This is a genomic window from Streptomyces coeruleorubidus, from assembly GCF_028885415.1.
Classification (GTDB): Bacteria; Actinomycetota; Actinomycetes; order Streptomycetales; family Streptomycetaceae; genus Streptomyces; species Streptomyces coeruleorubidus_A.
Genome location: NZ_CP118527.1, coordinates 5,662,193 through 5,682,404, shown reverse-complemented (window position 1 = coordinate 5,682,404; position 20,212 = coordinate 5,662,193). Strand labels below are relative to the sequence as shown.

The 20,212-nt window shown below is 70.0% G+C and carries 19 protein-coding genes; 8 read left to right on the top strand and 11 right to left on the bottom strand.

The features are described from left to right. Window positions 1–69: 69 nt before the first annotated feature. The 7 genes from ccsB to hemL form a co-directional block, all read right to left on the bottom strand. Window positions 70–1,152, bottom strand: a complete 1,083-nt coding sequence (gene ccsB / locus PV963_RS26480) for a c-type cytochrome biogenesis protein CcsB (protein WP_274818219.1) — start codon at window positions 1,150–1,152, stop codon at window positions 70–72. Then, entirely contained in the window at window positions 1,149–2,903 is a 1,755-nt protein-coding gene (gene resB, locus PV963_RS26475; RefSeq protein WP_274818218.1) for a cytochrome c biogenesis protein ResB, read from the bottom strand. The genes ccsB and resB overlap by 4 nt, the downstream gene beginning before the upstream one ends. A 3-nt stretch (window positions 2,904–2,906) precedes the next feature. Next, window positions 2,907–3,677, bottom strand: coding sequence for a cytochrome c biogenesis CcdA family protein (locus PV963_RS26470; RefSeq protein ID WP_274818217.1), 771 nt, complete (start codon window positions 3,675–3,677; stop codon window positions 2,907–2,909). A gap of 13 nt (window positions 3,678–3,690) precedes the next feature. Continuing rightward, window positions 3,691–4,338 (bottom strand): TlpA family protein disulfide reductase, encoded by a 648-nt coding sequence (locus tag PV963_RS26465; RefSeq protein ID WP_274818216.1) that lies wholly within the window; start codon window positions 4,336–4,338, stop codon window positions 3,691–3,693. Between the two features lie 66 nt (window positions 4,339–4,404). Next, entirely contained in the window at window positions 4,405–5,694 is a 1,290-nt protein-coding gene (locus tag PV963_RS26460) for a hypothetical protein (protein ID WP_425540943.1), read from the bottom strand. Window positions 5,695–5,813: 119 nt separating this feature from the next. After that, complete coding sequence (locus PV963_RS26455; protein ID WP_274818214.1) at window positions 5,814–6,503, bottom strand: histidine phosphatase family protein; 690 nt, start codon at window positions 6,501–6,503, stop codon at window positions 5,814–5,816. Continuing rightward, window positions 6,500–7,816 (bottom strand): glutamate-1-semialdehyde 2,1-aminomutase, encoded by a 1,317-nt coding sequence (hemL, locus tag PV963_RS26450; RefSeq protein ID WP_274818213.1) that lies wholly within the window; start codon window positions 7,814–7,816, stop codon window positions 6,500–6,502. The genes PV963_RS26455 and hemL overlap by 4 nt, the downstream gene beginning before the upstream one ends. A 488-nt stretch (window positions 7,817–8,304) precedes the next feature. On the opposite strand from hemL, the gene PV963_RS26445 reads away from it, so the two are divergent. Both PV963_RS26445 and PV963_RS26440 read left to right on the top strand, forming a co-directional pair. Beyond that, window positions 8,305–8,742, top strand: a complete 438-nt coding sequence (locus PV963_RS26445) for a hypothetical protein (RefSeq protein WP_003974483.1) — start codon at window positions 8,305–8,307, stop codon at window positions 8,740–8,742. 394 nt (window positions 8,743–9,136) lie between these two features. Further along, window positions 9,137–9,790 (top strand): M15 family metallopeptidase, encoded by a 654-nt coding sequence (locus PV963_RS26440; protein WP_274818212.1) that lies wholly within the window; start codon window positions 9,137–9,139, stop codon window positions 9,788–9,790. An 18-nt stretch (window positions 9,791–9,808) separates the two neighbouring features. On the opposite strand, the gene PV963_RS26435 is transcribed toward PV963_RS26440, so the two are convergent. Further along, window positions 9,809–10,108, bottom strand: coding sequence for a DUF6087 family protein (locus PV963_RS26435; protein WP_274818211.1), 300 nt, complete (start codon window positions 10,106–10,108; stop codon window positions 9,809–9,811). A 159-nt stretch (window positions 10,109–10,267) separates the two neighbouring features. Here PV963_RS26435 and PV963_RS26430 point away from each other — a divergent pair, with 159 nt between their 5' ends. Then, on the top strand, window positions 10,268–11,074 hold the full coding sequence (locus tag PV963_RS26430; RefSeq protein WP_274818210.1) for a GNAT family N-acetyltransferase: 807 nt from the start codon (window positions 10,268–10,270) through the stop codon (window positions 11,072–11,074). 31 nt (window positions 11,075–11,105) lie between these two features. Here PV963_RS26430 and PV963_RS26425 read toward each other — a convergent pair whose 3' ends face one another. Beyond that, complete coding sequence (locus PV963_RS26425) at window positions 11,106–12,152, bottom strand: LacI family DNA-binding transcriptional regulator (protein WP_274822125.1); 1,047 nt, start codon at window positions 12,150–12,152, stop codon at window positions 11,106–11,108. 299 nt (window positions 12,153–12,451) lie between these two features. Here PV963_RS26425 and PV963_RS26420 point away from each other — a divergent pair, with 299 nt between their 5' ends. From PV963_RS26420 to PV963_RS26400, 5 genes are all read left to right on the top strand, one after another. Then, a complete protein-coding gene (locus PV963_RS26420) occupies window positions 12,452–13,726 on the top strand; it encodes an ABC transporter substrate-binding protein (RefSeq protein WP_274818209.1) in 1,275 nt (424 codons plus the stop codon). A gap of 11 nt (window positions 13,727–13,737) precedes the next feature. Further along, a complete protein-coding gene (locus tag PV963_RS26415; RefSeq protein ID WP_274818208.1) occupies window positions 13,738–14,742 on the top strand; it encodes a carbohydrate ABC transporter permease in 1,005 nt (334 codons plus the stop codon). Next, window positions 14,739–15,575, top strand: coding sequence for a carbohydrate ABC transporter permease (locus PV963_RS26410; protein WP_274818207.1), 837 nt, complete (start codon window positions 14,739–14,741; stop codon window positions 15,573–15,575). Before PV963_RS26415 ends, PV963_RS26410 begins: the two co-directional genes overlap by 4 nt. A 25-nt stretch (window positions 15,576–15,600) precedes the next feature. Continuing rightward, on the top strand, window positions 15,601–17,247 hold the full coding sequence (locus PV963_RS26405) for a glycoside hydrolase family 13 protein (protein ID WP_274818206.1): 1,647 nt from the start codon (window positions 15,601–15,603) through the stop codon (window positions 17,245–17,247). A gap of 72 nt (window positions 17,248–17,319) precedes the next feature. Beyond that, window positions 17,320–17,919 (top strand): antibiotic biosynthesis monooxygenase family protein, encoded by a 600-nt coding sequence (locus PV963_RS26400; protein WP_274818205.1) that lies wholly within the window; start codon window positions 17,320–17,322, stop codon window positions 17,917–17,919. Window positions 17,920–17,973: 54 nt separating this feature from the next. On the opposite strand, the gene PV963_RS26395 is transcribed toward PV963_RS26400, so the two are convergent. Together PV963_RS26395 and PV963_RS26390 are read right to left on the bottom strand one after the other, a co-directional pair. Then, window positions 17,974–19,392 (bottom strand): sensor histidine kinase, encoded by a 1,419-nt coding sequence (locus PV963_RS26395; RefSeq protein ID WP_274818204.1) that lies wholly within the window; start codon window positions 19,390–19,392, stop codon window positions 17,974–17,976. Next, entirely contained in the window at window positions 19,393–20,112 is a 720-nt protein-coding gene (locus PV963_RS26390; protein WP_078945695.1) for a response regulator transcription factor, read from the bottom strand. Between the last annotated feature and the right edge of the window lie 100 nt (window positions 20,113–20,212).

Below are 20,212 nucleotides of genomic sequence, written 5' to 3'. Positions count from 1 at the left end.
ACGACGAAGGCCGGTTCCCGTGACGTGGAATCACAGGAGCCGGCCCGCCGGAGTGGGGGTGTCGGGGGCTTACACGCCCGCGTAGGAGTGCTTGCCGGAGACGAAGATGTTCACGCCGTAGTAGTTGAACAGCCAGCAGCCGAAGGCGATGAGGGCCAGGTAGGCGGCCTTGCGGCCCTTCCAGCCGGCGGTGGCGCGGGCGTGCAGGTAACAGGCGTAGGCGACCCAGGTGATGAAGGACCAGGTCTCCTTCGGGTCCCAGCCCCAGTAGCGGCCCCAGGCGTCGCCGGCCCAGATGGCGCCCGCGATGATCGTGAACGTCCACAGCGGGAAGACGGCCGCGTTGACGCGGTAGGAGAACTTGTCGAGGGAGGCGGAGGAGGGCAGCCGCTCCAGCACGGACGTCGCGAAGGTGCCGGGCGTGCCGCCGTTCGCGAGCTTGTTCTCGTAGGAGTCCTTGAAGAGGTACAGGATCGTGCCGACCGCGCCGACGTAGAAGACCGCGCCGCAGAAGATCGCCGTGGAGACGTGGATGTACAGCCAGTACGAGTGCAGGGCCGGGACCAGCTGGTCGCTGGCGGTGTAGAGGACCGTGACCGCCAGGCCCAGGTCCAGCAGGACCGAGGTGATCAGGAACAGGCCGAGCCAGCGCACGTTCTTCTTCAGCGCCAGCAGCCCGAGGTACACGCCGACGGCGACCGTGGAGAACGTGATGTTGAACTCGTACATGTTGCCCCACGGCGCCCGCTCCACCGAGGCCGCGCGGGCGACGACGCCGCCCAGCTCGATGAGGAAGGCGAGCACGGTGAGGGAGATGGCGATCCGGCCGTACAGGTCGCCCTGTTCGTCACCGCCGTGCGCCCCGGGCCCGTCCGGCACGTCCCGCTGACCGGCCGCGGCCCGCACGGTGACCTTCGGCCGCTCCAGGACGGCGGTGCCGCCCGCCTGGTTCACGGTGACGGCGGGCGCCTTCTTATTCTCGGCCGGCTTGGCGGTGAGTGCGGCGGCGGTCTTGGCGACCTTGCTGCGGCTGCCGAAGAGCCATTCGGCGATGTACGCGAAGAACGCCAGGGTGTAGACGGCCATCGCGGAGTAGATCAGCACATTGCTGATGTTCGCGAGGTTTTCGTTGGTGGCGGCGGCGAGAGTCACTTCTCAGCCCCTTCGGCAGGTACGGGGGTTTCGGTACCCGGCTCCTGGTCGGTGTCGGGGGAATCTGCGGGGTCGTCGGGGCCGGGCGCGGCCGGTGTCTCGTCGTATGTCTCGTCGTAGAGGCTCCCGGCGAGGTCGCCGAGTTCCTCGGGGACCTTGGCGGACTCGCTGCGGCCGAGGCCGGCCATCTCCACGACGGTGACGCCGTCGGCGCCCCTGACCGCGCGCACCCAGACGCGGCGGCGCTGGATGAACAGGGAGGCGGCGAGGCCGCCGATGGCCGCGAGAGCCCCGGCCAGGGCCCAGCCGCCGCCGGGCTCCTGGACGACCTGGAAGCCGGCCCACTCCTTGACGTCCTTGCCGAAGGTGACCGAACCGGCGCCGTTCGGGAGCTTCATGGTCTCGCCGGGCCGCAGCAGCTTCTTGAACAGCTTGCCCTGGGAGTCCTTGAACTCCTTCATGTTGGTCTTGTCCATCTGGTACACGCTCTGCGGGATGCCGGAGTCGGCCCCCAGGTCGCCGTGGTAGGCGGACAGCGCGAGCACCGGATGGTCCAGCGCGGGGAACTGCGAGAGCATCGTGCCGCTGGCGGCGCCGCCGAAGGTCGGCACGAAGAACGCGTTGAAGCCGAGCTGTTCCTTCTTGCCCTCGGGGTTGCGGTAGCCGTCGAGGACCTTGACGACGCCGGAGGAGGTGACGTTGGCGTCGAGCGGCAGCAGCGGTACGGCGTCGTCGTAGACGACGTTGCCCTTGCCGTCGCGGACCGTGATGACCGGGGCGTAGCCGTGGCTGACGAGGTAGACCTTGGAGTCGCCGATCTCCAGGGGGTGGTTGACCTTGACGGTGGTCTTCTCGTCCTTGCCGTAGGGGCCCGCGCTGTAGGTGAGGTCGGCCTGGTAGACGCGCGGGGTGCCCTTGTTGGGGCCGGTGCGCTCGTAGGTGCCGGTGAACTTCTTCAGGTTGAAGCTGAACGGCACCAGGTCGTCGGACGTGAAGAGGTTGCCGGACTTGAAGTCGTCGTACTGGGTGAGGGTGTTGGAGAAGCCGTCGCCCTCGACGACGAGCTTGTTGCCCTCGGACTTGTACAGCTGCCCCCAGGCGAAGGCGATCAGCAGCAGGATGAGGGCCATGTGGAAGACGAGGTTGCCCAGTTCGCGCAGGTAGCCCTTCTCGGCGGCGACGGCGTCACCGGCGAGGTGGGCGCGGAAGCGGCGCTTCTTCAGCAGGGCCAGGGCGGCCCGGTGGATCTGCTCGGGTTCGGCCGTGGTGCGCCAGGTGGTGTGCGCGGGCAGCCGGTTCAGCCGGCTGGGCGCGCGCGGCGGGCGGCCGCGCAGCTGGCCCACGAACTGCCAGGTGCGGGGGACGATGCAGCCGATGAGGGAGATGAACAGCAGGATGTAGATCGCGGAGAACCACACCGAGCTGTAGACGTGGAACAGGCCGAGCTTGTCGTAGACGTCCCCGAGGGTCGGGTTGGCCTTGCGGAAGTCGGCGACCTTCGTCTCGTCCTGGCCGGACTGCGGGATGAGCGAGCCGGGGATCGCGCCGAGGGAGAGCAGCAGGAGCAGCAACAGCGCGACCCGCATGGAGGTCAGCTGCCGCCAGAACCAACGGGCCCAGCCGATGACACCCAGGGAGGGCAGGTTGGGCGCATCCTCCGTGGGGGCGGTGGACAGCTGGGAGCCGGCGTCGCCCAGCTCCCGGTCCTCGGCGGCGGTCGGGGCCGGGTCGGAGGCGGTGGTCTTGCTCATCGATCAGATCCCCACAGTGAAGCCGTCGGACCAGACCTGCATCTCCTGCACGATGCGGTCCCAGGCGCCGGTCAGCAGCAGCAGACCGGTCACGATCATCATGGTGCCGCCGATCCGCATCACCCAGACGTAGTGGCGCTTGATCCACCCGAAGGCGCCGAGGGCCTTGCGGAAGGCGACCGCGGCGAGCACGAACGGCACGCCCAGGCCCAGACAGTACGCGAAGGTGAGTATCGCCCCACGACCGGCGGTTCCCTGCTGCCAGGCGAGTGTCTGCACGGCGGCCAGCGTCGGGCCGATGCAGGGCGTCCAGCCGATGCCGAACAGCGCGCCGAGCACGGGGGCGCCGACGAGACCGGTCGCCGGCTTCTTGTGGAAACGGAACTCGCGCTGGGTGAGCCAGGGCATCAGTCCCATGAAGAAGACGCCCATGAGGATCATGAAGACGCCCAGCACCTTGGTCAGCACGCCCCGCTGGTCCTGGAGCGTCTGGCCGAAGTACCCGAAGAAGGCCCCGCCGGAGACGAAGACGGCCGTGAAACCGAACACGAACAGCGAGGCCCCGGCGACCATCCGCCCCCGCCGGGCCTCGGCCAGGTCGGTGCCGCTGACTCCGGTGACGTAGGACAGATAGCCGGGAACGAGCGGCAGCACGCAGGGCGAGAAGAAGGAGACGAGTCCGCCGAGCAGTGCGATGGGCAGGGCCACCAGCAGGGCGCCGTTGAGCACCGTGCCGTTGGGGTCCGCGACCGCGGCGAGGGTGAGCGCGCTCACGTCACTTCTCCGCTCACTTCTCGGCGACGACCGGCTTGAGCATCTTCAGCAGCCGTTCCTCACTGAGGGCGGACAGCGAGCGGGCCGCGATCTTCCCGTCCCGGTCGAGGATCAGGGTGGAGGGGATCGCCTGCGGGTTGAGGGTGCCCCTGTCGAAGCGCAGCAGCAGCTTGCCGGTCGGGTCGTAGAGGCTGGGGTAGGTGATGTCCCAGTCCTTCTCGAAGGCGAGCGCGGCGCCGGTGGAGGTGTCGCGGGTGTTGATGCCGACGAACTGCACGCCCTTGCCGGCGTACTCCTTGGACACCTTCGCGAAGTACTTGGCCTCGGCGCGGCAGGGGTTGCACCAGGAGCCCCACACGTTGAGGACGACGACCTTGCCCTTGTAGTCGGCGACGTCCAGGGTCTTGCCGGCGATGGTCTTGCCGGACAGGTCGGGTGCCGGGGTGCGCTCGCCCTCGGCGACCGTGGCGATGCCGTCGGTGCCGGTGACGAAGTTGGTGTTGCCGCCCCCGCCGGAGGTGCCGCCGGAGCCGCACGCGGTGACGAGCAGCGCGGCCACGGCGGCACCGGCGGTCAGGGCGGCGCGGCGACGGACCCGGTTCGAGGGGGCCGTGCGGATCGAGCGGTTCGAGCGCAGGGGGGCGCGGCTGGCGGCACTCATGTGAAAAGTTTCGCATGTCCGTTCTGGGGATCTCGCCCACCCCCCTTGCGGGCGGAAAACCGCATTTCAGGCGGCGTTTCGGGAGGGCGTACCGGCACCTCCCGGAGTCTTCTCGACGAACCCCTTCCACCCACCGGCCGGTTGCTGCCCGACCTCGAGCGTGCGGAGCTTTTCGAGCACCTCGGGCTTTTGCACGTCCAGCCAGTCGACGAACTGCCGGAAGGAGACGAGGCGCACATCCGCACCCTTCTCCTTCTCGCGCGCGATGTACTTGAAGGCCTCCTCCACGGCGTCCATGTAGATGCCGCCGTTCCACTGCTCGAAGTGGTTGCCGATGAAGAAGGGCGCCCGATTCGTCTCGTATGCCCGCTTAAATCCCTGGATGTACGCCTGCGCCGACTGCTCCCGCCAGCCCGGGTAGTTGTGTGCCGGGGCCTTCGTGGTGCTGATGGACTGGTTCGCCAGCATGTTGTAGTCCATGGAGAGGACCTCGAAGCCACGGCCGGGGAAAGGTATCTGCTGCAACGGCAGGTCCCAGATCCCCTGCCGCTTCACCGGCCACACCTGACGGCCGCCGGGCGAGGAGGCGTCGTAGCGCCAGCCCAGCTCGCGGGCGGTGGGCAGGAGGTTGTCCTGGCCGAGCAGACAGGGCGTGCGGCCGCCGACGAGTTCCTTGTCGTAGTCGAACGGCAGCGACGGCATATCGGTCCAGCCGGTGTTGGTGCGCCACTCCTTCACGAAGGACTTCGCCTGGTCGATCTCGCTGCGCCACTGCCGGGGCGTCCAGTTCTTGACCGAGCCGTAGGCCTCGCCGCAGAAGTGCCCGTTGAAGTGGGTGCCGATCTCGTGGCCTTCCAGCCACGCCCGGCGGACGTTCTTCAGCGTGTCCTTGACGTGCTCGTCGGTGAGGTAGCCGATGTCGGAGGCGCCGCGCGGATTGTTCGGCGGGTCGTAGAGGCGCTTCTTCGACTCGGGCAGCAGATACAGCCCGGACAGGAAGAAGGTCATGCTCGCGCCGTGCTCCTTGGCGAGGTCCAGGAAGCGTGGGAAGAGCCCGTTGCCGACCTCGCCCGCGCCGTCCCAGGAGAACACGACGAACTGCGGCGGGGTCTGACCCGGCTCCAGCGGCTCGGGCTTTGCGGGCTGGTGGGGCTGCTTGCCGGTGTAGGCGGTGGAGCCGTCGCCGATGGGCCGGGCGGCCGGCTTCGGCTTGGAGCCGCCTTGTACGGAGTCTCCGGAACCGTCGGAGTGGCTGGACCCATCTGACCCGGTGAGTCCGCCGCACCCGGCGAGCGAGACGGCGGCCGCGGCACCCGCGCCGATTCCGAGCATTCCCCTGCGGGAGTAAGGGCGCATTGCATCCCCGTTCGTCACGTTCTCTGGTGGTCACCCAGTCAGAGGACGTGACGAACGGGGAGGTTCCGCTGATATTTGCCGATTCCATAACGGAGGCGTCAGAAGCGAACAGAAAGGGCCTACGCGCCGAACGCCTTGTCCTTCCCCTTCACCGGCTTGGCACCGGCGAGGAGATGCGCCGGGACGAGATCGCGGGCCGGCTCGGTGTAGCCGACAGAAACGATCCGGTCGCCCTGGTACGTGAAGGTCGTCAGCGAGGCGAGCGTGCACTGGCGCTTGCGCGGGTCGTGCCAGAGCCGCCGCCGTTCGACGTACGACCGCACGATCCAGATCGGCAGCTGATGGCTGACCACGACGGCCTCGTGCCCCCGGGCCCGGTCCTTCGCGGCGCTCAGCGCGTTCATCATCCGCACGACCTGGTCGACGTACGGCTCGCCCCAGGACGGCCGGAACGGGTTGAGCAGGTGCTTCCAGTTGCCGGGCCTGCGCAGCGCCCCGTCCCCGACTCCGAACGTCTTGCCCTGGAAGATGTTGCCGGCCTCGATCAACCGCTCGTCGCTGGCGACGTCCAGTCCGTGCGTCTTGGCGATCGGCTCCGCCGTCTCCTGCGCCCGCTCCAGCGGGGAGGCGACGACGTACGTCACATCACGGGCCGCGAGGTGCTCGGCGACCCGGTCGGCCATGCGCCGGCCCAGCTCGGACAGGTGGTAGCCGGGCAGCCGCCCGTAGAGGATGCCGTCCGGGTTGGCGACCTCGCCGTGCCGCATGACGTGGACGACGGTGATGTCGCCGCTGTTCTGGTCGCTCATGCCGTCGCCTCCGCGGCCGCCCGGGCCGCCGCCGGGAGGGCGTCGGCGATCCGCTGCACCGCCCGCTCGTCGTGCGCGGTGGAGACGAACCAGGACTCGAACGACGACGGCGGCAGGTAGACGCCGCTCGCGAGCAGGGAGTGGAAGAAGGCGGTGAAGCGGAAGGACTCCTGCGCCTTGGCGTCCTCGTAGTTCCGCACGGGCCGGTCGGTGAAGAACACGGAGAACATGTTGGAGGCGTTCTGGAGCCGGTGCGCGACGCCCTCCTTCGTCAGGGCCTCGGTGACGAGCCCCTGGATCTCCTGCGACACGGCGTCGACCTTGTCGTAGGCGGCGTCGTCCAGGAGCCGCAGCTGGGCGAGGCCGGCCGCGGTGGCGACGGGGTTCCCGGAGAGGGTGCCGGCCTGGTAGACGGGCCCGGCCGGAGCGAGATGAGCCATCACGTCCGCACGCCCGCCGAAGGCCGCCGCCGGAAACCCGCCGCCCATGACCTTGCCGAAGGTCATGAGGTCGGGCCGGACCCCGTCGATCCCGTACCACCCGGCCCGGCTGGTCCGGAACCCGGTCATGACCTCGTCGGAGATGTAGAGGGCGCCGTTCTCGGCGCAGAGGTCCTTCAGCCCCTGGTTGAAGCCGTCCGCGGGCGGTACGACGCCCATGTTGCCCGGGGAGGCCTCGGTGATCACACAGGCGATCTCGCCGGGGTGGGCGGCGAAGGCGGCGCGTACGGCGTCGAGGTCGTTGTACGGCAGGACGACGGTGTCACCGGCCTGTGCGCCGGTGACACCGGGGGTGTCGGGCAGCGCGAAGGTCGCGACGCCGCTGCCGGCGGCGGCGAGCAGCGAGTCGACGTGCCCGTGGTAGCACCCGGCGAACTTGATCACCTTGCTGCGCTGGGTGAACCCGCGCGCGAGCCGGATCGCGGACATGGTCGCCTCGGTCCCGCTGGACACCAGCCGCACCTGCTCCAGCGGCTCGATCCGCGCGACCATCTCCTCGGCGAGTGCGACCTCGCCCTCACCGGGCGTGCCGAAGGACGTACCGCGGGCGACGGCGTCCTGCACGGCGGCGATGACCTCGGGGTGCGAGTGCCCGAGGATCATGGGCCCCCAGGAGCACACCAGGTCGACGTACTCCCGCCCGTCGGCATCGGTCAGATACGGCCCCTTGCCGGACACCATGAACCGCGGCGTGCCGCCGACGGCGCGGAAGGCCCGCACCGGCGAGTTCACGCCACCGGGTGTGACGGCCGCCGCACGGTCGAACAGAGCCTGCGAGGCCGGTGCTTCATACGGATATGCCAGTTCGCTCATGACCTGCGACTTCTCCGACCTTCTCCGACGACGTCGGACTCCGGGTGTGAGTGACCTGTTCAGGGTAGGACAGTGCCCTGCAACCGGTACCCGAACCTCCGTCGTCTGCGAGACTGGGACGTGATACACACAGCTCAAACGGCCCAGGGTGGTCGGAGGCTGCGAAGATCCTGCGGGCAGATGTTTCGACGCACGTTTCGGCGAGCGGCCGCGGGGGAGGTCACTGACACGATGATCGGGTTGCGCGGCGGGGGCGACGCGTCCTAGAAAAGCAGTCGGGTGGAGATATGCATCGCGGTGGCGGACTGGGCGAGGGGACTGATGGCCTGGGTCCTCGACGTGCCCGGCGGGGAAGGCACCGGCGCGAGGCGGAGGACACGCAGGAAGCACGTCGGACCCAGGGACTACCGAGTGAACCGGAGCGGCTCGACGGACGTACTGAACGCCGGGTGGAAGATCTTCGGGCCGGGAGCAGGAATGGTGGTCGGGTGGGGGTGACGTACAAGTACTTCGGCGCGCCGGACGGCGCGACCGCTGCCCGCGTCCCGATCTCGATGCGTCCGGAGGAACTCGGCGGCGACGAGCTCGGCATGAACGGCATGTTCACGAAGATCAAGCCGGAGACCATGGCGGCGATGGTCCTGACGGGCATCGAGGGCGTCCCCCTGCACAAGGTGCCGCCCCTGGAACTGGTCGTCCTGCACCCCGACTACGCGGTCGTGAAACTCCCGATGACCGTCGTCGACCCTCTGCGGGGCATCGGCGAGGAGGCGGTGGGCGCGGCGGCCTTCATCTGGTCGACGGTGCCGGACCGGGGCGGGCCTCGGGACGCGTTCAATGTGTACCAACTGCTGCATGAGTGGCAGGACTTCTCGCATCGGCTTCATGAGGCGGGGCATCAGCCGTATTGCCTGGTTTGGCCCTGAGCTGGGGCTTCATGGGGTTCGGGCGGGGCTTTCGGGCCCCGCCTTTGTCATGTGCGGGGTGAGGCCGCCAGGCGGTCAGGACACGTTGAGGGCACATGGGTTTGGAGAAGGGCACTGATGTGCCCTGTGCTGTGGAGTCAGGGGGGTCGCTGTCGCTCGCCACGCTGCCGAGCCCCCACCGCACCGCCCTTGCAGGAACTCCGGAGGCGGCAACGCTGATCAGGCCCTCATCGAGTCACCACCGATCGACTGGGAGGACCTGCCGGCCGCACTGCCGGAGAAACACCTCAAGCCGGTCTTCGTCCGGGCAGATCACTGACCGCCCCGGCTTCCGCGCAACGGCACCGGCCCGCTTCGCCCTCGTTGTTCTCGGGCCCTGCGTCATGATCAGGGCATGACCGAGATCGTGCTGATGTCAGATCCCAGGATCGCTGCGGTCCCCGTGGCCGACTGCGGTGAAACGCTGCTCGACGTCAGGGCGCGGGAGTCCATCGCCGTCGACTCGCGGAAGGACGACGAGAGGGGCGACTTCGCGCACCTGCGGGAGGGTGTTCTGGCCCGCCTTCTGAAGGCTCAGGAGTTGCTGCCGGACGGCGTGCGGCTGCTGTTCGTCGAGGGATATCGGCCGCCCGCCCTCCAGCGCCGCTATTTCGAGCAGTATTCCGACGCACTGCGGGCGGACCATCCGGGCTGGTCGGCGGAACAGGTGCGGGAGGCCGCCAGCCGCTACGTGTCGCCGCCCGAGATCGCTCCCCACAGCGCCGGCGCGGCAGTCGACCTCACCCTCATGTCCGCCGACGGGGCGGAACTCGACATGGGGACGCGGGTGAACGCCAACCCGGAGGAGAGCGACGGCGCCTGCTACACGGACGCCCCCCGTATCCCGCCCCAGGCACGCGACAACCGACGGCTGCTCGGCGACGCGCTGACCGCCGCGGGCCTGGTCAACTACCCGACCGAGTGGTGGCACTGGTCGTACGGCGACCGGTACTGGGCCCTGGCCACCGGCGCGGAGCACGCGATCTACGGGGCGCGGGAGCGGACTTGAGCCTCCCGGGTCCTCCTACTACCTCGGCGCCGGAGGCTTGCGGTGCTTGCCGGTGCCGGTACCGAGGGGCTTCGACACCGGTTCCGGAGACGGAGGCCGGCTCGCCTCCGGGTAGAGGACGGCCTTGGTCTCATCCAAGTCGGCGGCGAAGCCGTACGGCTCCCACGCGTGGCCGTTCCAACGCTCGATGGCCCGAGGGGTCTCCGGGTACAGGTGGGACCCCCTGGGACCGTCGCCGGAGACGACCGGCATGGCGCGCAGGCGGCCGATCTTCGCGTCGCGGCGGTCCGCCCAGTCCCTCAGCGGTTCGTCGTCCATCCTGGCGTTCCTCGCGTCGGGGGTGCTGACAGTGTAGGGGTGAGCACGCCGCAGTTCATGATCGCAAAGGTTCCGGGGTGTGGATGCGGAAGGTCCGTGGAGGGCAGTGTGTGCAGTGCGGACAACTCCCTTGTCCCGCCGCCTATCTGAGGGGTTCTCATGCGCGATCTCGCGGGCTCGATCGAATCGGTGGAGCAGCTCGCCACGGTGTGGCGGGTCATGGTGCTCGACCGGGATCCGCACGCGGACGTCCGCGACCTGCCGGGGATCGCCGTCCGCTGGGCCGACTGCCGGTTCGCCTTCTGGAACTGCGTCACGCTGACCGAACACGGCACGACCGCCGGGCTGGCGAAGCAGCGGCTGAACGAGGTCGCGGAGATCATGCGGTCGAAGGAGCACCCCGGCTTTCTCTGGGTCTTCGAGGATCTGCTGGATGACGAGGCGCGCGCGGGGCTCGGGGACACCGCCGAGCGAGCCGGGCTCGTGCACGCCTTCGCCGGGACGGGCATGGCGGGGGATCTGCTGCCCCTTCCCGAACCCACCCATCCCGAGCTGACGTTCTTACGCGTGACCACGGACGACCAGCTGCGCGCCTTCGCCGACATCAACTCGCGTGCCTACGGGTTCCCGTTGGAGGACGGCCGGGACGGTCTCGGCCGCTCCTCCCTGTGGAAAACCCGGGTGTACGCCTACCTGGGCGTGCGGGGCGACGGCACTCCCGTGAGCTGCGCCGCCACCGTCGAGGCCGACGGCCGCCTCTTCGTGCTCCTCGTCGCCACCGATCCGGCGTGGGAGCGCCGGGGATACGGAGAAGCGGTGACACGGAAGGCCCTGTACGAGGGTGGCCGGGCCACCGGGCTGACCCGGGCGACCCTGCACGCCACCGCCGCCGGAGCGCCCGTGTATCCACGCATCGGTTTCGAGGCGAACTCCCCGATGCGGTTCTTCGCCCTCGCGGAGAGCTGACACGCCGGCCCAGGCGCGTCCGCCCCGCGGGTCAACCGGGTGTCGGCTCGCCGGCCCGCTCCCCCTCGCCCGAGGCCCTGGCCCGGGCCACCGGCGCGGTCGTAGCCCGCGGGATCACATACGTCGGCAGCACGACATGCCGCTCGTGATCGGCCCCGGAGTCCTCGATGAGCTTCAGCGCCAGCTCGCCGGCCTCCCGACCCATGTCCGACGGTGACTGGGCGACCGTGGACAGGTCGAACCAGTCGGCCAGCGGCTGGTCGTCGAAGCCGAGGACGGAGATCCGCTCGGGTACGGCGATCTGCGTCTTGCGCAGGTTCCAGATGAGGGCGACGGCGACCTCGTCCTGCTCGGCGAAGACGGCGGTGGGCGGTTCGCGCAGGCTCAGCAGCATGCCGAGCACCTCGGCGGCGGCCCGCTTGTCGCCGACCCGCGTGGACACCACCAGGTCGTCGTCGAGCGGGACTCCCGCCTCGGTGAGCCCCTGCTGGTAGCCCAGCAGACGTTCGTTGGAGCTGAAGGAGAAGCCGCTGGCGCCCGCGGTCTGGACGAAGGCGATCCGGCGGTGGCCGAGGTTGAGCAGGTGCCGGGTGCCGTGCAGGGCTCCGGCCACGTCGTCGACGTAGATGCTCGGGCGTCCTTCGACATGCTGGCTGACATAGATCACCGGCATGCCGAGGTCGTCCAGCCGCGCGGTCTCCTCGTCGGTGAGGTCGAAGGAGAACACCAGGAGCGCGTCGGCGTTGCGGCGTGCCGGGAGGTGCTCGAAGAACGCGGTGCGCTCGGCCAGGTCGGGGATCTCGTAGACGTTCAGCTGCATGCCCGCCGCCCGCAGCAGCGGGGCCAGGCTGGACAGGGCGGATCCCATGAACCAGGAGTTGAGCGTCGGGACCAGCACCGCCACCGTCCCGGTCCTGCCCGTGACCAGGCTCGCGGCCTGCCGGGACACGGCGAAGTTCAGTTCGCGCGCGGCCTTCTCGACACGGGCCCGCACCTCCGGCGAGACCGTGGACAGGCCGCGCAGCGTGCGCGAGACGGTGGATGTGGAGACCCCGGCCCGTTCGGCGACGTCGGCCATCGTGGGGTGCCGTTGAGCTGGAGGCATGAGCGGACGGTAGCACAGGGATTCACTCCCCGACCCCGGAAAATGACAGCGCTTTCACGCCTGCCCGCCGTGAACCGTCAGCCGATTACTCCGACGTAACGCATTGACTTCGACAAAGCACGCCCCTAGCTTGCAAGCGTTGTCCCGACGGCCTCGGAGATCTTTCGATCGGGTCTATTGCCAGACATATGACCTGCGCGTTTATCCAAAAGGTTCCGTGACAACGCAGTCTCAGAAGCCGCAACCCCGGTTCCGCACGACCAGGAGAGACAGTGACGACCAGATCCAAGACGACAGCGGCCGCGCTCGCTGCCACCGGGCTTCTCCTCGCCGCCTGTGGCAGCGGCTCAGGGCAGGCCGGAACACCGTCGTTCGAGGGGCGCGGCCCCATCACGTACGTGGCCGGGAAGGACACCACCGGCACCGTCCAGCCGATGCTCGACCGCTGGAACAAGGCGCATCCGAAGGAGAAGGTCACCTTCATCCAGCTGCCGACGGACGCGGACGCCCAGCGGCAGCAGATGATCCAGAACGCGGAGACGAAGTCCGACGCCTACACGGTGCTGTCCCTCGACGCCGTGTGGACCTCGGAGTTCGCCGCCCACCGGTGGATCGACCGGCTGCCCGAGGAGCGGTTCCCGCTGGAGAAGATGCTGAAGCCGGTGGTGGAGACCTCGCGGTATCGCGGCGACCTGTATGCGGTGCCGGGCAGCTCGGACGGCGGAATGCTCTACTACCGCACCGATCTGCTGAAGAAGGCCGGTGTCAGCGAGCCGCCGGCCACCTGGGCCGCTCTCAAGTCCGCCTGCGCCAAGGTCAAGAAGCTTCCCGAGGCGAAGAACATGTCCTGTTACGCCGGGCAGTTCCAGAAGTACGAGGGCCTGACGGTGAACTTCGCCGAGGCCGTGCACTCCGCCGGCGGCCAGGTCACCGACGCGAGCGGCAGGCCCAACGTCGACACCCCGCAGGCGAGGAAGGGCCTGGACTTCCTCACCGGCTCCTTCAAGGACGGGACGATCCCCGAGCAGGCCGTCACCTACCAGGAGGAGGACGGCCGCCAGGCGTTCCAGGCAGGCAAGCTGATCTTCCTGCGCAACTGGCCGTACGTGTACTCCCTGGCCCAGAAGAGCGCCATCAAGGGCAAGTTCGCCGTCGCACCCCTGCCCGGCCTCGACGGGCCCGGATCCTCCAGTCTCGGCGGTCACAACATGGCCGTGTCCTCGTCCGCCGAGAACAAGGCGACGGCCCTGGACTTCATCAAGTTCATGACCAGCGAGGAGAACACGAGGACCCTGCTCCGGGACGCCTCCGCCGCCCCGCCGTACGCCTCGCTCTACGACGACAGGGCGCTCGTGGAGAAGTACCCGTACCTGCCGGTGCTCAAGGAGTCCATCCTGCGGGCCGTGCCGCGTCCGCGGGTGGTGCAGTACGGGGACGTGACCTCGGCGGTCCAGCAGGAGGCGTACGCCGCCCTGACCGGGGAGAAGAGCAGCGCGCAGGCACTGAAGGACCTTCAGAAGACGCTGCGGAAGGCCGTGGCGCGGTGAGGGCCGGGACCATGACGGAGATTCCGCCGGAGGCCGACGCCCGTCCTGCGGTTCAGCGGCCGGTGGAGCGGGGCCGGGCGACCGCCGGTGCCGGACGGCTGGCCGCGCTGCTCGTCTCCCCCGCGCTGCTCGTGCTGACGATCGTCGTGCTCTACCCGACGCTCATGGCGCTGAAGGAGTCGCTGTACGGGCCGAAGGGGCTGGACCCCGAGACCGGGTTCATCAGCGCCACCGAGCCGTTCGTCGGGCTGCGGAACTACGCCGAGATCTTCGGGGAGGCCGGGGCTCGGTTCTGGAACGCCTTCTGGAACACCACGTTCTTCACGGTCGTCACCGTCGGTCTGGAGACGGTGATCGGTGTCGCCATGGCGCTGATCATGCACCAGGCGTTCCGGGGCCGGGCCCTGGTGCGGGCGGGGATCCTGGTGCCCTGGGCGGTGCCGACCGCCATCTCCGGACTGCTGTGGCGGTGGGTCTTCAACAGCGACGGCGTCGCCAACGCGCTGCTGGGCCGGCAGATCCTGTGGACCACCGAGGGCTTCCACGCCAAGGTCGCCGTCATCGTCGCCGAGGTGTGGAAGACCGCCCCCTTCATCGGGCTGCTGGTCCTGGCCGGCCTGCAGATGATCCCGAAGGAGGTCTACGAGGCGGCCCGCATGGACGGGGCCGGCCCCGCGCGCCGGTTCTGGCACATCACGCTGCCGCTGGTGAAGCCCGCGCTGCTGGTGGCGGTGCTGTTCCGCTGCATGGACGCGCTGCGGATGTTCGACCTGCCCTACATCCTCGTGGGCGCGCAGAAGCACTCGGTGGAGACGCTGTCGATGCTCACGCAGAACGAGGCGTCCAACGTCCGCTTCGGACCGGCCTCCGCGTACGCGGTGATCCTCTTCCTCTACGTCTTCCTGATCGCGCTCGCCTTCGTCCGGCTGCTCGGCACCGACCTGGTCGGGGGCGCAGGCGCCGCGGGCGGTCGCCGGCGGGGCGGCCTCTTCCGCCGCAGGGAGGCGACGGCATGACGACCCTCTCGACGAAGTGGCGCAGCGGGCTCGCGTACGCGGGTGTCGTCGCGGTCGTGGCCTACTGTCTGGCCCCGTTCTACTGGATGCTGGTCTCCAGCCTCCGTCGCACCGGCGACATCTTCGACACCACGCTCGTCCCGTCGCCGCTGTCCTTCGAGAACTACCGCGCCGTCTTCGACCCCACGCAGGGCTTCGGGCGCGCGCTGCTCAACAGCCTGGTCGTCGCCGGGATCACGACCGTACTGGCGCTGATGCTGGCCACGTTCACGGCGTACGCGATGGCCCGGCTGGAGTTCCGTTTCAAGCGGCTGATCCTGACGCTGATCATCGCCACCTCGATGTTCCCGGTGGTGTCGATCGTCGTCCCGCTGCTGAAGCTGTTCACCGACATCGGCTGGATCAACACCTACCAGTCCATGATCGTGCCCAGCATGTCCTTCGCCCTGCCGCTGGCGGTGTGGAACCTGACCACCTTCTTCCGGCAGATGCCGGACGAGCTGGAACACGCCGCCATGGTCGACGGCTGCACCCGCGGCCAGGCCTTCCGCAAAGTCATCGTGCCGCTCGCCGCGCCGGGCATCTTCACCACCGCGATCATCACCTTCATCGCCGCCTGGAACGAGTTCCTCATCGCCCTGTCGATGACCAACAAGCCCAGCATGCAGACCGCGACCGTCGCCATCTCCAAGTTCACCGGCGCCACGACCTACGAGACCCCGTTCGGCAGCCAGATGGCCGCGGGCGTGCTCGTCACCGTCCCGCTGGTGGTCATGGTGCTGGTCTTCCAGCGCCGTATCGTCGCCGGGCTCACGGCCGGCGCGGCGAAGTAACCCCCCGTCTTCCACAAGGAGTCACGTGTCCCCCACCACACCCTGGTGGCGCAGTGCCGTCATCTACCAGGTCTACATCCGCAGCTTCGCCGACCACAACGGCGACGGCGTCGGCGACATCGCCGGCATCCGCTCCCGGCTGCCGTATCTGAAGTCCCTCGGCGTGGACGCCATCTGGATCAACCCCTGGTACAAGTCCCCCATGGCCGACCATGGCTACGACGTCGCCGACTTCCGCGCCATCGACCCACGCTTCGGCACCCTCGCCGACGCCGAGCGGCTCATCACCGAGGCGCACGAGCACGGCATCCGCGTCATCCCCGACATCGTGCCCAACCACACCTCCGACCAGCACGCCTGGTTCCAGGCCGCGTTGGCGGCAGGTCCCGGCAGTGCGGAACGCGAGCGCTACGTCTTCCGCCCCGGCCGCGGACCCGACGGCACCGAGCCCCCCAACGACTGGGTCTCCTGCTTCGGCGGCCCGGCCTGGACCCGCCTGCCCGACGGCGACTGGTACCTGCACCTGTTCGCACCCCAGCAGCCCGACCTCAACTGGCAACACCCGGAGGTGCGGGCCGAGTTCGAGTCGATCCTGCGGTTCTGGTTCAGCCGGGGCGTCGACGGCTTCCGCATCGACGTCGCCCACGGCCTGGTCAAACACCCGGAGCTGCCCGACCTGCCGCCCCGCCGGGACGAGGCCGACGCCGTCGGGCCGGTCCGGCACCACGTCGATCATCCGCACTGGGACCGGGACGAGGTGCACGAGATATACCGGGCCTGGCGCAGGGTCGCCGACGAGTTCCCGGGCGACCGCTGCTTCGTCGCCGAGGCCTGGGCGGACACGCCGGAGCGGCTGGCGGCGTACGTCCGCCGGGACGGCCTGCACACCGCCTTCAACTTCGACTTCCTGATGTCCAGTTGGGATGCCAAGGGCCTGCGCGCCGTCATCGACGACTCCCTCGCCATGCTCGGCGCGGTCGGCGCACCCGCCACCTGGGTGCTGTCCAACCACGACGTCATGCGCCACCCCAGCCGCTACGGCCGCCGGTCGGTGAGGCGCTGGGTGGCCAACGAGAGCTACCGCCCCGAAGGCCCCCTCGACCTCGTCCTGGGCACCCGGCGCGCCCGCGCCGCCGCCCTGCTGATGCTCGCCCTGCCCGGCGGCGCCTACGTCTACCAGGGCGAGGAACTCGGCCTCCCCGAAGTCGAGGACCTGCCCGAATCCGCCCTCCAGGATCCGACCTGGGAACGCTCCGGGCACACGGACCGGGGTCGTGACGGCTGCCGCGTCCCGATCCCCTGGTCGGGCCAGGCGGCCCCCTACGGCTTCAGCCCGGCCGGTGCGACCGCCGACCCCTGGCTGCCACAGCCCGGCGACTGGGCCGCACTGAGCGTCGAGGCTCAGACCGGCGACCCGGCCTCCATGCTGGAGCTCTACCGCACGGCCCTGCGCATCCGCCGCGACCACCCCGCCCTCGGCGACGGCACGATGACGTGGCTGGACGCCCCGGAAGGGGTGCTGTCCTTCACTCGCGAGCCGGGCTTCCTGTGCGTGGTCAACCTCTCCGCCGAGCCGTACGAACTGCCCGCACACTCCGAGCTCCTCCTGGCCGGTGGCCCGCTGAAGAACGGCCGGCTGGAACCGGATCAGGCGGTGTGGCTGGCGCTGTAAAGCAGTTGACGGCTCCCTGCCGCCCTCGGGCACGATCACGGTTCCGCTCCCGTCCACGAAGGAGTTCCGTCCGTGCCCTCAGCCCCTTTCCCGGACCTGACCGTCCCCGGCACGTTGGTGATCGGCACGCAGTACGCCGACGGTCTGGACCAGCAACAGGCGGTCGTGGACGCCGAGTTCGACTCACTGAGGTCCTCACCTGCCGGGCCGGCCGCCGTCAGCTGGTTCCTCAGTACGGACGGGGAGACGGTGCTGACGCTCGCCCAGTGGACCGACGACGCCACGGTTCCGCCGGCCGGCCCGCCCCGCTACCGGCTCTACCGCAGCCTCGCCGAGGAGCACGAGACGCGCGTCCCGGGGTGTCTGATCACCGCCGCCTTCGATGTCGACGGGCCCGAGCGGCAGCGCGCCTTCACCGACGCGGTGATCGAGGCCCAGCCGCGCGAAGGCGGCCACCCCGGGGCGATCTCCGCCCACTTCCTGCACAGCGCCGACGGCAGCCGCGTGCTGCTCTACACCGAGTGGACGAGCGTCGAGGCCCACCAGGAGGCCGCCGAGGCCGGGGATCACGACAAGGGCCACGAGCTGTTCTCGGGGACGCCGGGGGTGCGTCTCACGCATGGTGGGCGGTTTCACCTGTGTCGCACCCTGCGGCGGGATCCTGCCAGGTGACCGACGCGGCCGGAGGCGGAGCCCGTCCCCGGCCTCACGCGGAGCCCGCCGGTGTCAGTCGAGCCCCCCGCCCACCGTGAACCCGATCACCGTCCCGCCCCCGTCCCGCCGGAACGCGAACGGCGCTCCCCCGTGCGCGAGGGCCACCTCCCGGACGATGGACAGGCCCAGGCCGGAACCCGGCTGGGAGCGGGCGTCGGCGGCGCGGTAGAAGCGGTCGAAGACGCGGTCGAGGTCCTTGTCGGCTATGCCGGGGCCGCGGTCGAGGACCTCGACGCGGATGGTGCCCGGCCGGGCGGGCCCGGCGACGACGATCTCGATGGGGGCCATGCCGCCCTGGTCGAACTTCACCGCGTTCTCGACGAGGTTGGACAGCGCCCGGGTCAGCATCCCGGGCCGCCCGTCGGTGGTGGTGTCGCCGCTCGCGCGGAGCAGGATCCGCCGGCCGCTGCGGCGCCGGGCGAGGGCCGCCACCTCCTCCGCGATGTCGGCGAGGTCGACCCGCTGCGGCGGCTCGGTGTCCGACTGCCCGGCCGCGAGGTCGACGAGCTCGTTGACCAGGTCGGTCAGCTCGCGGGCCTCCTGGCCCAGGTCGGCGACCAGTTCCTCGCGGGTCTCGGGCGGGAGTTCGTCGATGCGGCGGAGCAGGGAGATGTTCGTACGCAGGGAGGTCAGCGGCGTACGCAGCTCGTGGCCCGCGTCCTGCACCAGTCGGCGCTGGTCCTCCTCGGACTGGGCGAGCCGCCCCAGCATGCGGTCGAAGGCCCGGCCGAGCCGGCCCACCTCGTCGTGCCCGGCGACCGGCACCTGGATACCGAGCCGGCGGGTGCGGGCGACGTCCTCGGCGGCGTCGGTGAGCACGACCAGGCGGCGCGTGATCCGCCGGGCCAGCCACCAGCCGAACAGGCCGGCGGCGATCACGACGGCGGCCATCAGCAGGAGCGTCCGCCGCTGGAGCGCCCGCAGCAGGTCCTCGACGTCGCTGAACTCCTGCGCGACCTGCACCGCGCCCCGGCCGCCGCCGAGGGAGACGGTCGCGACGCGGTAGACGTCGTCGCCCACGTCGACGTCCTTGTGCTCGGCCACCCGCCCTGACGTCACGGCCCCGGCGATCCGTACGTCGGCGCCGGTGACCGGCAGCCCCGGACTGCCCCGGTCGACGACATGCCCGTCCGGGCCCAGCACCTGCACATCCGTCCGGGCGGGCCGGACCAGGTCGTGGCCCGGCGCGGCGGACGAGAAGTCGCCGGGCGTCATGCGGTTCTCCCGCACCTCGTCGCGCAGGTCCTGCACGACCTCGGCGAACACGGTCTGCTGGTCCACCCGCACCAGCCGGGCCGCCGCGCTGTACGACAGGATGCCGACCAGCATCGTCACGGCCGCCGTCACCGCCGCGAACGACACCGCGAAGGTGGTGCGCAGCGAGACCAGCTTCGGCCGCCGCCCGTCCAGCAGCCGGCCGAGGCGGCCCACTCAGTCCTCCCGCAGCACGTAACCCACGCCACGTACCGTGTGGATCAGCTGCGGCGCGTCCGGCTCGTCGAGCTTGCGGCGCAGATAGCCGACGTACACGGCGAGGTTCTTCGAGCCGGGGCCGAAGTCGTAGCCCCAGATGCGGTCGTAGATCGTCGAGTGGTCGAGGACGATGCCCGCATTGCGGACCAGCAGCTCCAGCAGTTCGAACTCGGTGCGGGTCAGCTCCAGCTCGCGGGCGCCGCGCCAGGCCCGGCGCGCCTGCGGGTCCATGCGGATGCCGGCCGCCTCGATGAACCGCTCGGGGACGGGCCTCGGCGCCTCGGCCACGGGTGCGCCGCCGACGCCCACCGGGCTGGTGCGGCGCAGCAGGGCGCGCAGCCGTGCGAAGACCTCCTCCACGTCGAAGGGCTTCACCACGTAGTCGTCGGCGCCCGCGTCCAGGCCGGCGATCCGGTCGGCGGTCTCCACGAGGGCCGTCAGCATCAGGATCGGCGTCCGGTCGCCCTCGGCGCGCAGCACGCGGCACACCTGGAGCCCGTCGATGCCGGGCATCATCACGTCCAGGACGAGGACGTCCGGACGGTTGCGGTGGGCCTGCGCCAGTGCCTCGACACCGTCGGCGACCGCCATGACCTGGTAACCCTCCAGGGTCAGGGCACGCTCCAGGGCGTTGCGGATGGCGCGGTCGTCTTCGGCGAGCAGCACTGTTTGGGACACGCGTCCAGTGTGCCCCGCCGCCGGGGTTCCGGGACCGGATGAGCTGTGCCGGAGCGTCCTTCTTACTGCCCTCTCACCGGGGGCCACGCAACCACCGGCC